The sequence below is a fragment of the Nitrospinota bacterium genome, from assembly GCA_029881495.1.
Classification (GTDB): domain Bacteria; phylum Nitrospinota_A; class UBA7883; order JACRGQ01; family JACRGQ01; genus JAOUMJ01.
This window is the reverse complement of sequence record JAOUMJ010000003.1, coordinates 71,729-85,191: the sequence shown is the minus strand read 5'-3', so window position 1 is coordinate 85,191 and position 13,463 is coordinate 71,729. Positions and strand designations below refer to the sequence as shown.

The 13,463-nt window shown below is 47.2% G+C and carries 12 protein-coding genes; 6 read left to right on the top strand and 6 right to left on the bottom strand.

Features of this window, described 5'->3' with window-relative positions:
* Positions 1–4: 4 nt before the first annotated feature.
* The 3 genes from OEY64_02220 to OEY64_02210 all read left to right on the top strand — a co-directional run bounded on the left by OEY64_02220 (position 5) and on the right by OEY64_02210 (position 1,717).
* A complete protein-coding gene (locus tag OEY64_02220; protein ID MDH5541758.1) occupies positions 5–931 on the top strand; it encodes an electron transfer flavoprotein subunit alpha/FixB family protein in 927 nt (308 codons plus the stop codon).
* A 61-nt stretch (positions 932–992) separates the two neighbouring features.
* A complete protein-coding gene (locus OEY64_02215) occupies positions 993–1,319 on the top strand; it encodes a hypothetical protein (protein MDH5541757.1) in 327 nt (108 codons plus the stop codon).
* On the top strand, positions 1,319–1,717 hold the full coding sequence (locus OEY64_02210; protein MDH5541756.1) for an acyl-CoA thioesterase: 399 nt from the start codon (positions 1,319–1,321) through the stop codon (positions 1,715–1,717). The genes OEY64_02215 and OEY64_02210 overlap by 1 nt, the downstream gene beginning before the upstream one ends.
* A 17-nt stretch (positions 1,718–1,734) precedes the next feature.
* On the opposite strand, the gene OEY64_02205 is transcribed toward OEY64_02210, so the two are convergent.
* The 6 genes from OEY64_02205 to OEY64_02180 form a co-directional block, all read right to left on the bottom strand.
* The gene (locus OEY64_02205; protein MDH5541755.1) at positions 1,735–2,925 is read right to left on the bottom strand and encodes a 4Fe-4S ferredoxin; all 1,191 of its coding nucleotides are present in this window, start codon (positions 2,923–2,925) and stop codon (positions 1,735–1,737) included.
* A 21-nt stretch (positions 2,926–2,946) separates the two neighbouring features.
* Positions 2,947–3,930 (bottom strand): MBL fold metallo-hydrolase, encoded by a 984-nt coding sequence (locus tag OEY64_02200; protein MDH5541754.1) that lies wholly within the window; start codon positions 3,928–3,930, stop codon positions 2,947–2,949.
* Between the two features lie 95 nt (positions 3,931–4,025).
* Positions 4,026–5,804 (bottom strand): acyl-CoA dehydrogenase family protein, encoded by a 1,779-nt coding sequence (locus tag OEY64_02195; protein MDH5541753.1) that lies wholly within the window; start codon positions 5,802–5,804, stop codon positions 4,026–4,028.
* A gap of 19 nt (positions 5,805–5,823) precedes the next feature.
* The gene (locus OEY64_02190) at positions 5,824–7,122 is read right to left on the bottom strand and encodes a thiolase family protein (protein MDH5541752.1); all 1,299 of its coding nucleotides are present in this window, start codon (positions 7,120–7,122) and stop codon (positions 5,824–5,826) included.
* Positions 7,123–7,132: 10 nt separating this feature from the next.
* Positions 7,133–9,520: a 3-hydroxyacyl-CoA dehydrogenase NAD-binding domain-containing protein gene (locus OEY64_02185; protein ID MDH5541751.1), complete on the bottom strand. Its 2,388-nt coding sequence runs from the start codon at positions 9,518–9,520 to the stop codon at positions 7,133–7,135.
* A 471-nt stretch (positions 9,521–9,991) separates the two neighbouring features.
* Positions 9,992–10,741: a hypothetical protein gene (locus tag OEY64_02180; GenBank protein ID MDH5541750.1), complete on the bottom strand. Its 750-nt coding sequence runs from the start codon at positions 10,739–10,741 to the stop codon at positions 9,992–9,994.
* Positions 10,742–10,848: 107 nt separating this feature from the next.
* Here OEY64_02180 and OEY64_02175 point away from each other — a divergent pair, with 107 nt between their 5' ends.
* The 3 genes from OEY64_02175 (at position 10,849) to OEY64_02165 (ending at position 13,456) form a co-directional block, all read left to right on the top strand.
* Entirely contained in the window at positions 10,849–11,889 is a 1,041-nt protein-coding gene (locus OEY64_02175) for a serine protease (GenBank protein ID MDH5541749.1), read from the top strand.
* 90 nt (positions 11,890–11,979) lie between these two features.
* A complete protein-coding gene (locus tag OEY64_02170; GenBank protein MDH5541748.1) occupies positions 11,980–12,456 on the top strand; it encodes a DUF4442 domain-containing protein in 477 nt (158 codons plus the stop codon).
* A gap of 4 nt (positions 12,457–12,460) precedes the next feature.
* Positions 12,461–13,456 (top strand): nitronate monooxygenase, encoded by a 996-nt coding sequence (locus OEY64_02165; GenBank protein ID MDH5541747.1) that lies wholly within the window; start codon positions 12,461–12,463, stop codon positions 13,454–13,456.
* The last annotated feature ends 7 nt before the right edge of the window (positions 13,457–13,463 follow it).

Here is a 13,463-nt window from a genome sequence, read left to right as displayed (position 1 = left end):
ACAGATGAAAGTATTACTCGTAGCTGAACAGAGAAAAGGGAAACTCCTCGACTCCGTCTATGAACTTATCGCCTTTGCGGGAAAACTGGGTGCGGAAAGCGCGATGTTTCTAGCCGGTTCCGAAGGCTCCCTGCCGAAATACAACGGAAAACTCTACCTGGCCGACGCAGAGAAGTGCGGCGAGATAAACACCGAGCTTCATAAAAAGCTCCTTCTTGACGTTATCGCAAAGGAGAAGCCGGAATATATCGTTTTCTCACACTCTTCCTACGGATGGGACATCGCCCCTCGTATAGCATTTGCGCTGAAGGCGGCTCAGGTATCTGAAGTGGTCGATGTCAACAGCGGAAAACTTGTAGTTCCAGCCTGCAACTCCAAATTGCGTGTAGATATGAAACCTGGCACGGCGGTAACGGTGGTTACGCTTCAGACAGGAGCCTTTTCTATGTCGGGCGAGCCATCCGGAACACCAGCAGTTGAGATAATTGACATAGGTGATGTATCGTCCACCCTTGAATTCACCGGATATGAAGAATCTGGCAAAACAGGAATCGACCTTACGAAAGCCGAATCGATTGTAAGCGTTGGCCGCGGCATCGGGAAAAAGGAAGATATCGAGATCGTAAAGAATATGGCAGATGTTCTTGGAAGTGAGCTTGGAGCAAGCCGTCCGGTGGTTGACGCTGGTTGGCTGGAATCGAACAGACAGGTAGGTGTTACCGGCCAGACAGTTTCACCCAAGGTATATTTTGCGTGCGGCATTTCCGGTGCGATACAGCATCTTGCAGGAATGAAAAAATCTGAATTTATCGTGGCTATAAACACAGACAAGGACGCTCCTATCGGCGAGGTGGCCGACGTTCTAGTCGTAGCGGATATGAAGCAGTTCATACCTGTATTTACGGAAAAAGTTAAGAGCAGGAAAAAGTAAGGCCAAGCAATATATTTTACAAACATGTTTTAGCAACACAGGAATTGCAGGAGGCAAAACGATGAACACGGAAGAAGTATTCGATAAACTTGGCGATAATTTCCACGCAGGCGTCATAAAGGAAACCAGAACCTATTATTTCCATATCGGCGACGTGATGAGAACAGTAACCGTAAAACCTGATTCCTTTATAGTGGAAAAAGGAAAGACGATTGAAAAGGCGGATTGCGTGGGAAAGACCTCTGAAGAGTTTTTCATGAAAATATGGAATGAAGGGTACATGCCCCAATTGAAAGATTTAATTTCGGGCGCCATTAAATCAAACAATCCGAGCGCACTTAAGGAATTTCTGGAGGCCTTTCACGGGAAATCCGAAGCGAAACTGTAGTGGCAGACGAAACTAGAACCTTTTCCGCGGCGATTGACGTCAGGTTCGCAGACCTTGACGCGTACAATCATGTAAACAACGCTACATATTTCACCTACCTTGAAACTGCAAGGGTGAAGCTATTTTCAGACAAGTTCGCCTCGTTCATGGAGAGCGGACTTCTCTTCTTCGTCGTCAGGGCGGAGTGCGATTATAAAAAACCGATCAATCTGAACGACACTGTAATCGTTTCCATGCGCGCATCAAGGTTCGGAAACTCAAGTTTTGATATGGATTATTCAATACATGACGGGAAAGACGGCGTATATGCTACGGCAAAGACAGTCATGGCCTGTTTCGATTCCAAGTTGGGCAGGACCGTTCCGGTGCGAAAAGAGATTATTGATATGCTGAAATAGGCATGGATTTCAAGAGGTTATCCTCTCATTCCGAAGATGGACCTTACTATCTTTTTCCCCCTGTTCAGCAGGAAGGGGGATAGCTTTCCCTTTTCCCAAAGGATTCTGGCAAACATCTTCCGCTTATTCTCAGGCGGTACGATCTTCCGCTCCCGTGGTACGAGAGAGATCGCATTCTTATCGCAGGTGGAGATGCACGCTCCGCAACCGAGACAGATATCCTTCTCAATTTCACTAAATCTGTCGGATTTCCTGGCAAAAACCCTCCCCTTCGCAAGGCCGATCGCCTTTACGTTGCACGCCTTGAAACAGTCGCCGCAGTAGTCGCACTTTTCCGGGTCAATCCGCGCTAGAAAGGCGGTCTTTGCGATCCCTTCCGTGAAGCCCATCTGCACGCCGGACATAAGTTCGCAACAGCACCTGCAACAGTTACAGACAAATGAAGGTTTGTTCCTGATGTTATCGGTTACATGCGTCAGGTTAAGATCCCTTGCCATGTCTATTATTGCCAAGAGTTCCTCTGTGGTTTTTTGCGTGGCAAATCCCCTGCGTACAAGAAAACGCGCGCCGCTTCCAAGCGTAATGCAGGTATCTTTCACCGGCGCCCCCTTTTTGCACTTCTGGTCGAGGTGTTCCTTCTTGTGTCTGCAATAGCATGTGCCGACCGCGCCGAAGCTGGCATTTTTTATTATCTCCCTGGCATTTTCGTATGTGGTTATTTCAGATGTGACGGGAATCTTGTCTTCGTATACAAGTGAGCGGGTCAGCTGTGTACTGCTACCGAAGAACTCATTTGCCATCCCGTCTTTTGAGTTGCCTGAAAGATATTCGGTCATCAGTTTTGCCAGTTTTGCCATCGGAAGGTCCACCCTGCTTTTCATGAACGTAAATTCCATGAAACCTATCAGCCCGGGCATCAGGAGATAGTAGGTCGTGCCGGAATATGGCATATCCATTATCAATCCCTTGTCGGCCATTCTTTCTAGTATTGGAAGGAGTTCGTCTTCTGGCATATCGGTTACATTTATGAGTTCGGGTAGAGTTGCTTCCTCAAGCGGAAACATGGACGCAACGAACGCTTCCTTCTCTTCGAATAAGATCGAAAGTATCTCCCTGAGCTTTTCGTTGTCAACAAGTCCGACGGGATATTTGTTAAGCCTTTCTATCAGCGGGATGATACTGCTCTTGGATGAGAGATGATGTCCCATGCACTTTCCCCCTATTGTTTATTACAGATTAAGGAACTGTCTGAACTTGTTTTCAACTACTTCGAAAAGGCCGTTTTTCTTCAAGGCTTCTGCAAGCAGATTCGGGTTTTTGATGAAGTCATCTATGAAAACAAGTTCTGAAACCTTGATAAAAAATATGAATGAGAGTTTTTTTGTCAACGGGAACAGTATCTCTGCGGCCTGGTAAATGGAGTCGTTCGCTTTCAGGATAGGCGCCGCCGTCTCTGCTCTGCTAAGCAGTTTTTCTACGAAATAGATTATCCTGTTGTCCACGCTATCTATGTAATCCCTGTGAGAAGGGAGAAAAGTCATCTTCTCAATGTTTTTTAATTTCGAAATGGTAGAGCAGTAAGCATCATAGTTCCTGAATCTGCCGCTAAAGGATTCGTAGTCCGTATCAAGAAGCGGAGCTGTGAATATTTCCCGCAGAATGACATCGCCTGAGATCGCGTACCCGTTTAGGAGATAAATAATATCGCTCTGCGAATGGCCCGGGCATCTCACATAACGGATGCCGAGTGAATCAAGGATTTCACCGGATTCTTCAAGCAGCTTATATTTATTTGAAAATTTCCCGGAAAAGAAGAAGCTTGTCAGCCCTGCGTTTGACAAAATGTGTAGAAAGAGAGGGAATCCAAGTTGCCTGAAAAAGCTATAAAATAGGAAAAGGTGTTTGAAGGGACTTTCATATTTGTACGAATCGTATTTGGAGACAATTATCGTAGCGTCACTAGATTGCTCTATAAATTTCATCTGCCCGAAATGATCCGGGTGACAATGGGTGATGAAGAGGTATTTCAGCCTTTTCATATCTATATTCTTTTTCAGGTACTCCCTGCCGGTGATGGTAGGAGGCCCGGTATCGAAAAGGATCAGGTTGCCGTTTATTTCGCAAGTATAGATATGAACTACACCGACGTGATAAGGGGTAGTAATAGAGTGTTTTTCAAATTTTAATCCGCTGCCATTGTCGATTATTTCCATTATGTTTTCCAAAAGTTGCCGGGTGCGCTATATGGAGACGATCTGCAAGCGGAAAGTGGCATTTTCCCCATTGCGGCTAAATTCATCATGTCAGCTTAAAAAATATACTTGTCGACCTCCAGGGATGAATCGGCAAGAAACCGTTTTGCGTTCAGAAGTCCGGTGGCGTCGTATTTCGCAAATCGCCTGATCCCGCTCAAGATCATATTCAGGGTATCCCCCTCTTCCACAAAGAAGGCAGCTTTTCTGGCCGATTTCGCAACCTCTTCGGTGGCATTGAAGGCAAATACCTTTACAGCGGCGTCAAAATGTTTCTTTTTGTTCTCGCTCGCTTTCTGGTAATTTTTTTCGGCTCGCAGGACGGCGCTTTCCAACGCGAATATCTGAATGGCGATATCGGAAGCCGCCATAAGTATTTCCTGCTCGTTTTCGAGTTTTTCCATGAATTTCTGCACTGCCGCCGCTGAAAGTATCAAGAACAGTGTTTTCAGATTCTTAACAAGCGCCTTTTCCCTGGCAAACGGAAGCGTCTCGTCTATTTCCTCAAAAGTCGGGCTCATAAGCGATTCAAACGCTTTCATCGCCTCGCTCTGAAGCGGAAGCTCCCCCTTGACAGATTTACGGAGGATCATTCCGGTTATCAGGAGGCGGTTGATCTCATTTGTACCTTCGAATATCCTGTTAATCCGCTCGTCCCGATAGGCTCTCTCGGCAACATACTCGCTTATAAAACCGTATCCGCCATGTATCTGAACAACCTCATCAACCGTGTGAGCCAAGGTATCACTGCAAAACACTTTGGCTATGCCGCATTCGGATGAATAACCTTCGATAGCCTTCTGATAATCAACATAATAATCCTTGGCATCCCTGTCCAGTTGCGAAATATTTTTGTCTATCATCCCGGCAAACCTGTAGATAAGGGATTCAGCGGCGTAGATTTCAGCGGTAAGGTCGGCAATCTTCTCCTTTATCGCTCCAAAACTTCCAATCGTTTTTCCAAACTGCTTGCGCTGATTGGCGTATTTTACCCCTTCTCCAAGTATGTACTTGGATGCTCCTGTAACCGCCGCGCCAAGTTTAAAACGCCCCACGTTCAGGACGTTGAAAGCTATCTTGTACCCCTTCCCTATTTCACCGAGGAGGTTTTCCACAGGCACCTTCGCATTATCCAGTATCACCTGGCATGTTGAAGAGCCGTGAATACCCATCTTTTTCTCTTCGGGTCCGATTGATACCCCTTCGAAACCGCGCTCGACAAGGAAAGCTGTAAAGTGTTCCTTATCAATTTTCGCAAACACGGTAAAGATGCTCGCCATCCCCGCGTTGGTAATAAACTGTTTCGTGCCGTTTAGGATGTAGTGCTTGCCGTCAGCGGAGAGTTTCGCGGTCGTATCGACCTTCATCGCGTCGCTTCCAGATCCCGGTTCGGTAAGGGCATATGCGGCTATCCATTCGCCTGTAATTATCTTTTCGAGATACTTTTGTTTCTGCGCGTCGTTGCCGTAATAGATAAGCGGCAGTGTCCCTATTCCTGTATGGGCCGCGTATGTTACCGAAAAGGAACCGGCAGGGGACATCTTCTCCGCGACAAGCATGCTTGTAACCTTGTCGAGCTGTAATCCACCGAATTTTTCGGGAGTGTCTATCATAAGAAGCCCCAGGTCTCCGCATTTTTTCATCGCGCTTTTTATGACATCGAAATTTTTTGCTTCTATCTCGTCCATCTTTGGAAGGAGTTCGTTAAGCATGAAGTTTTCCGTAGTCTCGGCAATCTGCTTATGTTCGTCGGTAAAATCCTCGGGAGTAAAGACATCATCTTTCGAAACATCGGTAATAAGAAATTCTCCGCCTTTGATAATCGTGTCGCTCATATTACTCACCTCGCGTAAATTAGACTTTTTCAAAAATGCCGGCGGCTCCCATGCCGCCGCCTATGCACATGCTCACCATTCCGTATCTCACATCTTTTCTTCTCTGCATTTCCGATAGCAGTGTTGCCGTCAGCTTCGCGCCGGTACATCCAAGCGGATGGCCAAGCGCTATGGCGCCGCCGTTTACGTTTATTATCTTCGGATCTAGTTTCAATTCCCGTATTACAGCCAGCGACTGCGACGCGAACGCTTCATTTAGCTCGATAAGCCCGATATCATTCTGCGTCAGTCCCGCAAGTTTAAGCGCTCCGGGGATAGCCTCTACCGGACCTATACCCATGATCTCCGGCGGAACCCCTTTCACCGTGTAGGCAACGAACCTCGCTATAGGCTTTTTCCCGATTTTCTTCAGGAAATTCTCAGAGACTATCAGTGCCACGGCCGCGCCGTCGGTAACCTGTGAAGCGTTACCGGCTGTGACAGTCCCTTTTACCTTGAAAGGTGTTTTGAGTTTGGAGAGCCCCTCAACTGTCGTATCGGCGCGTACTCCATCGTCGATATCGACGATTTCTTTCTCTTTCTTTACTTTGCCATTCACCAGGGAAACCTTCTCCACTTCAACAGGAATTATCTCATCCTTGAATTTCCCCTCCTTGATGGCCTGTGCCGCCTTCATGTTGCTTTCATATCCGAACTTGTCCATATCCTCTCGGCTTATCTTGTATTTTTCGGCCACAAGCTCAGCGGTAATCCCCATATTGGAATAGGTTTCGGGCCACTCGGTTGCAAGTGTAGGATTTGCGCTGAACTTGTTGCCTCCCATTGGAACCATCGACATCGATTCCGCGCCCCCAGCTATTATGCAATCGGCAAAACCTGCCATGATCCGTTCGGAAGCCATGGCAATGGTCTGTAAACCGGAGGAGCACCACCTGTTAACAACCTGACCCGGAACCGTATATGGAAGACCCGCTTTCAGGGCCGCAAAGCGGCCCATGTTCATCCCGGATTCACCTTCAGGGAAAGCGCACCCCAGAATTACATCTTCTACGTCGGCAGGATCTATTCCGGTCCGCTCGATAAGCCCTTTTATGGCTACCGCAGCCAGATCATCCGGTCTCATATCCTTGAATTTCCCCCTGTTCGCTTTGCAACCGGGCGTGCGATACGCCGCAAGTATGTACGCCTTCCCTGCAGAAGGTTTGCCTGAAGATGTTCCCGCAGGCGATTTCGCTACGACCTTACTGGAAACTTTCTTGTCGGTTTTCTTGACCGTCTCTTTTTTTACCGGCGATTTCTTTGCGCTCTTTGCCATCATTTCCTCCGTGTTAATTCCTGAGAGGCTTACCTTTTTTCAACATATGCTGGATACGTTCGATCGTCTTTTTATTTCCACAGAGCTTTAGGAACTTTTCCCTTTCAAGGTCGAGGAGATATTTTTCGGTTATGATCGTTCCCGCCGGAACATCTCCGCCGGTAATGACATCGGCGATCATTCCGCCGATCTCCGCTTCATACTCGGTTGCAAAACCACCCATCTTCATGTTCCAAAGCTGGCTCTTCATGCTCGCCGCAATGCTCCGGCCGGGGGCCTTCAGGTCTTCGCGCGGCTTTTTGGGGCGGTAGTTTCCTGCAAGGGCAATTACTTTCTGTTTTGCATCCGATATCAGGTTATCGAAATTCATGGTTATGCTGTCCCCTTCCCTCATATAGCCGAGTTCGAAGAGTTCAGATGCGGACATCGACACCGTTGCAAGACCGATATTTTTAAAATATTTGAAGATGAAAGTTGTTGGGTCGGTGCCGAATTTATCAGCAAGATCTATTGCCCTTACAGCCATCTCTTTTGTACCGCCACCAGCGGGAAGTAGTCCTACGCCAATTTCGACAAGCCCCATATATGTTTCTGCATACGCATTGATGGCATCGGCATGGAGTGGAAATTCACATCCGCCACCAAGGGCAAGATGGAACGGCGCCGCTACAACCGGCACCTTGGCATATTTAACACCCATTGTCGCCTTCTGGAAAGCCCGGATTGTAATATCGACATCCTCGAAAGCTCCCTCAGCTATTGCAACTGCAAGCATCATAAGATTTGCGCCAGCAGAGAAGTTTGCTCCTCGGTTTCCGATTACCAGACCGACCCCTTCTGTTTCCGCCCTTTTTACCGCCTTGTGTGTAAACGAAAGGATGTCGTTACTGAGGCTGTTCATCTTGGAATGAAATTCGAAACAGAACACGCCGTCGCCGAGGTCTACTATTGAGCAGTTGGCATTCTTTTCTACCACTCCCCCGGCCTTCTTTATTATTTCCAGGTTTATCTCGTTGGCTCTCTGCGGAACCTCCTTGAATTTACCACTTGTGATGTCGAAATACTCTTTGCGTCCATCCGTATACCTGTAAAAACTTTCGATCCCTTTCAGTTTTTCAGGAACGGCAACACCGTCCTTCCCGGCTCTTTCAACGAAGTAGTTGATGCCGATCGCATCCAGCATCTCGAAAGGTCCCAATTCCCAGTTGAAACCCCACTTCATTGCGTTATCGATGTTTACCACATCATCGGCGATCTCAGGCACCCTGTTGAATGCGTAAATTATGGTATCCCGCAGATTTTTCCAGGCAAATTCCGAAGCCTTGTCGGGGCCGGATACTACCGCCTTTACCCTTACAGCAGTGTTGTCCATCATCTTGGCAGACTGTATGGATCCGAACTTTGGCTTTTGAAGTGGCTTGAAGTCGGAACTGGTGTAGTCGTAGTAGAGGATGTTGGAGCCGTTCGCCCCTTTCTCTTTCTTGTAGAATCCCTTTTCCGTTTTACTGCCATGAAGCCCCTCTTTCACCATTTTGAGCATGAATTCGGGAACCTTGAATATATCCCTCTGTTCGTCGTTGGGGAGTGCCTTGTATGTATTTTCGGCAATATGTACCAGCGTATCGATGCCTACCAGGTCGACCGTACGAAATGCCGCGCTTTTCGGCCTCCCTGTTGCCGGTCCGGCTATGGCATCCACCTCTTCGACCGTCATCTTCATTTCCAGCATGTGCCTTATGGAGTTGAAGATCGCGTAAACGCCTATGCGGTTCCCCACAAAGTTTGGGGTGTCTTTTGCGTAGACTATCCCCTTTCCAAGTCTGTTGGATATGAAATGCGCCATAGCGGCAACTGTTTCCTGGGATGTATCCTTGCATGGCACAATTTCAAGAAGCCTCATATATCGAGGCGGATTGAAGAAGTGCGTGACCAGGAAATTCTTCCTGACGTTTGGTGGAAGCGACTCGGCCATCTCGTTTACCGAGAGTCCGCTTGTGTTCGTTGAAAGAATGGCCCCTTCCTTCAGGTTTGGAGCAATCTTTTCAGAGAAGAGTTTTTTCTTCACATCCATATTTTCAAGAACGACCTCAATAACCCAGTCGCACTCCTTGAGACGGGCCAGGTCATCCTCCAGATTTCCGGTTTCAATATGAGAGGCATAGGCCGGGAGGTAAAAGGGGGCAGGCTTTGCCTTTTTTGCCCCTTCAAGCCCTTTTAATGCGAATCGGTTCCTTACGGCTGGGCTTTCCAGGCCAAGCCCCTTCTTCTTTTCATCATCTGTAGGCTCTTTCGGGACAATATCAAGCAGCAGGACATCCAGTCCCGCATTGGCGAAGTGGGCGGCGATAGTCGAACCCATCACCCCTGCGCCGAGCACTGCTACCTTGTTAATCTGACCCATAACTATCCTCCAGGCTTATTTGCATTATCTTGGAACCGGAACGCATCTTCATGTTTTCCTCTATTGGTATTATCCCACTTATTTGCCGGACGGTATCAACTAAAATGCTTGATTTTGACTGGTTATCAAACAGATATGCTTGCATTTATATTAATTATAAGAGCCTTTTCATCTCTGATGTTTTAACTATTATACACGATAAATATAATTTGGAGATTATGGAGTTACATTGAATGGAAATTATCGGCAAACATATAAGAGCCTGATGCATTTTTCAAAAAGGCACCGATTGGGCATACTTTCGGGATCGAGATATGTTATAGCCCGGTATTAGAGCAGTAATTGTATCCGGCAGAGGCGCATTTCCCGTAACATCTGAATCGTGCTTAACGAGCAAGTATTGCGTTTATCATGCAGTTTATATTCAGCCAGATAGGGCATGAAATCCAGCAAACGGATTATTATGTACGCCTAGGGATGGTGGTATATCGTTTCCGCGTCGAGCGGCTCCCACTTCCCGTCCTTCTTTACCAGCAGGAAAGTTCTCCCTTTTACCTTATAGACCTTTGAGCCGTCCTTTGAAAAGGTAATGTATACCGGATTTACCAATTTGGACACCAGCCATGTGGCTGGCATAAGTTTTACTACGACAACATCTTCCGATCCTCTCTTCTCCATCCCCTCTTTTATGAGCATGAAGCGGAAGATATCAAGCCTGTCGAGAACTCCGTACCTTATAGGGAGTTCTTCCCCCTTCATGATAGTGTCCCATTTGGTGCGGGCATATGCTGTGAGCGCTGGCCCGACCACAAAGCTTTGAGGGTATATCAGCTCCTCAGTTTTTGTCTTTTCATCCTTGATGTAGGTGTAATGAAGAATATTCCCTTTTAGGATCAATTCTCCCCCTTCGCTCGCGTTTACCCTCTGGTACCCGTACTTAGAAAAGATACCTTTTTCTGCTACAAGCGTTTCAACAGTGACGATGTTGCCGTCCATATCCCGTATCGTGTTTATCTGGGTTTCTCTCTCCCCTTCGAGGAGTATCGAGTATTTCCCCTTAAATAGCGGTGTTTGCTGATTTGAATCGAGTGCATAAATTGTACTCTCAAGGCCATCGGCATCCTTGTTTACAACTTCGGAGTGTGCGGATTGACTGGTGGTGAATACCAGGATTAGCGGAAGAAACAGCAGATGGAATCTGAAGTTATTTGACACACCCATGGAGGTATTCTAAACCCTTTGTTTCAAACGTCAACGAAATTAAAAAAGCAGCCAATTCTTCCGCTATCTTTGAAATTCGTGCAACAAAGGGGATAAACTTGTAAGGGATGAAAGCGGCAAAAGGAATTACTATCCTCATTATCGCAATATCCATTTCTGCCTGCGCCAGTTCAAGGGATCTATATCTCACGCAAACCGGATTTTACGGCATCAAGAAAGGGGCCACTAAAGAGGATTTTGCGAAGTGGTGGATAGAGCCGAACAAGCGATACAGAGGGGCAAAACCGGTATGGCAAACAATACTCAATGAAGGGGGTGATACATGGGAAATCCTTGTATTTGATGTCTACGATGCCCCAAGCGTTTTGCATGGCAATCCGGAAATAAACCATCAGGAATATGTAGCCTTCAGGAACGGCGTACTTGAAAAATGGGGAACCGGAACCCGGCCAGATGTTTTTTCAGCGGAACATGAGAGGTCAAAGGAGGTTATCTCCACGGAAGAGATGGAAAGAGCGCTCGGCACCGCCTGGCCTACCGAATATGGATACATCATTACCTGCAGACACGTTATCGAAAGGAGAAAAAATATTCAGCTTATAAGGACAGACGGGGTGAAAATAGCGGCAAGGGTATATCTTTCAGACATGGATAACGATATCGCCCTTCTAATCCCAGAAAGTTTCGAATCGATTCCTGCTCCTTTTGCCATCTCCGAAGAAGAGCCCCGGATGGGAGCCGATGTGTTCACGATAGGTTTTCCCCTCCCCCATATCACCGGATTCTCCCCAAAACTATTTACCGGCAGGATCAACTCCACAAAGGGGTTGAAGAACGATCCGAATACCATGCAGATGAGCGCGCCCGTTCAGCAGGGAAACAGCGGTGGCCCGCTCTTTAACCGTAAAGGGGAAGTTATCGGCATTACCTCAGTGAAATTGAAAACAATACGCCATTTCAACTGGTACGGCGATATACCTCAAAACATAAACTACGCAACAAAATCGGCAAAACTTATGGAATTGCTGAAACGGGCGCCTGCTCCGTCGGACGCAGGAACATTAAAATCTGTTCAGGCAGACGGCCTATCTCTTGAAAACATGGTTGAAAAAATGAAGGATTCCGTTCTGCTTGTTACAGGCGAATAGCCCCTTTTCTGATATAATTCGTCGTAAATACGAAAATGAAGAATATGAAAAAACCGTTTATTCGACTCATACACTTATTTGGAGTGATCTTTGACATTAGTTAGACCGGGTTTCATTTTAAAAACATGGCGCCTGCTGGCCGAAATACCTTTTGGGAAAGCGGTTTTCAGCTTTTTCATAGGGCAGGTTGCCCCCTACTCCGGTTCAATAGGCTTTCGAACAGTATTCCTTGAACCCGGCAAAGCCGTTGTGGAGATGCGTGACAGGAGAAAAGTAAGGAACCATCTGAACAGCATACACGCAATGGCGCTCGTGAACCTTGCGGAAATCGCCTCCGGTCTCGCGATGATGGCAGGAATACCGGAGAACGCGCGCGGAATAGTCAGAAGATTTTCAATTGAATATACAAAGAAGGCCCGCGGAACCATCACGGCAAAGTCGGAGTTTGATCCGCCGAAGGATAATATCGAAAAAGAGTACGAGGTTGACGTGGTACTGCGAGACGTAGCAGGCGATATAGTGGCAACCGCGAAGGCCTGCTGGCTTATAGGCCCTTTAAAGGAATAAGAATATGATTGTGACACCGTTTACCGAGCAGGTCGGGATTGAAGTCCCTCTCATCTGCGGAGCTATGTACCCTTGCAGTAATCCCGAGCTTGTCGCCGAGGTGAGTAAAGCCGGGGGGATCGGCATCATACAGCCGGTATCCATGACCTTCGTATATGGTCATACGCTTCGGGAGGGTATACGCTATATTCGAACCCTCACAAACAAGCCTATCGGTTTCAACGCTCTTGTTGAGGATTCTTCCAGACGTTATATGAATAGAATGCGCATGTGGGTCGACATTGCGCTAGAGGAGAATGTTCGTTTTTTTATTACAGCCCTTGGAAAACCCAAATGGGTGGTCGACAAGGTACATCAGGCGGGAGGGATCGTATATCATGACGCAACAAACAGGAAATGGGCGCTTAAAGCGCTCGAGAGCGAAGTCGATGGGTTGATTTGCGTGAACAACCGAGCGGGTGGACATGCAGGAAAAGAATCGGCAGAAAAGATGTATGACGACCTTAAGGATCTTGGAGTCCCGTTGATATGTGCCGGTGGTATTGGAAACGAAGCCGATTTCAAGGCGGCGCTTGACCTTGGATATGCGGGCGTTCAGATGGGAACACGCTTTATCGCTACGAAAGAGTGTAATGTGCATGATGACTATAAGAATGCCATTCTAAACGCGAAGGAAAAGGATATTGTCCTTACGGACAAGATAAGCGGCGTTCCGGTTTCAGTGATCCGCACCCCTTTTGTTGATAAAACAGGAACTGAGGCGAATTGGATCGTTAAGCTACTGCTACGCGATAAAAGTATCAAGCGGTGGATGAGGATGTTTTACACATTAAGGTCGATCTTCCACCTGAAAAAAGCTTCCCAGCAGGGTTCGGGGTACAGGGACTATTTTCAGGCCGGCAAATCGGTGGAGAAGATCGACTCAATTGAACCGGCTGGCGAGGTAGTCAAGAGATTCGCGAGTTTTGTTTCGAAAGTGGACGCCAAGAAAAAAGCATAAAGTAAAT

What these genes read in the sequence shown, in the direction of transcription:
- OEY64_02220 (MDH5541758.1), top strand. Translation starts at nt 5, where the DNA reads ATGAAAGTATTACTCGTAGCTGAACAGAGAAAAGGGAAACTCCTCGAC.
- OEY64_02215 (MDH5541757.1), top strand. Translation starts at nt 993, where the DNA reads ATGAACACGGAAGAAGTATTCGATAAACTTGGCGATAATTTCCACGCA.
- OEY64_02205 (MDH5541755.1), bottom strand. Translation starts at nt 2,925, where the DNA reads ATGGGACATCATCTCTCATCCAAGAGCAGTATCATCCCGCTGATAGAA.
- OEY64_02200 (MDH5541754.1), bottom strand. Translation starts at nt 3,930, where the DNA reads ATGGAAATAATCGACAATGGCAGCGGATTAAAATTTGAAAAACACTCT.
- OEY64_02195 (MDH5541753.1), bottom strand. Translation starts at nt 5,804, where the DNA reads ATGAGCGACACGATTATCAAAGGCGGAGAATTTCTTATTACCGATGTT.
- OEY64_02190 (MDH5541752.1), bottom strand. Translation starts at nt 7,122, where the DNA reads ATGATGGCAAAGAGCGCAAAGAAATCGCCGGTAAAAAAAGAGACGGTC.
- OEY64_02185 (MDH5541751.1), bottom strand. Translation starts at nt 9,520, where the DNA reads ATGGGTCAGATTAACAAGGTAGCAGTGCTCGGCGCAGGGGTGATGGGT.
- OEY64_02180 (MDH5541750.1), bottom strand. Translation starts at nt 10,741, where the DNA reads ATGGGTGTGTCAAATAACTTCAGATTCCATCTGCTGTTTCTTCCGCTA.
- OEY64_02175 (MDH5541749.1), top strand. Translation starts at nt 10,849, where the DNA reads ATGAAAGCGGCAAAAGGAATTACTATCCTCATTATCGCAATATCCATT.
- OEY64_02165 (MDH5541747.1), top strand. Translation starts at nt 12,461, where the DNA reads ATGATTGTGACACCGTTTACCGAGCAGGTCGGGATTGAAGTCCCTCTC.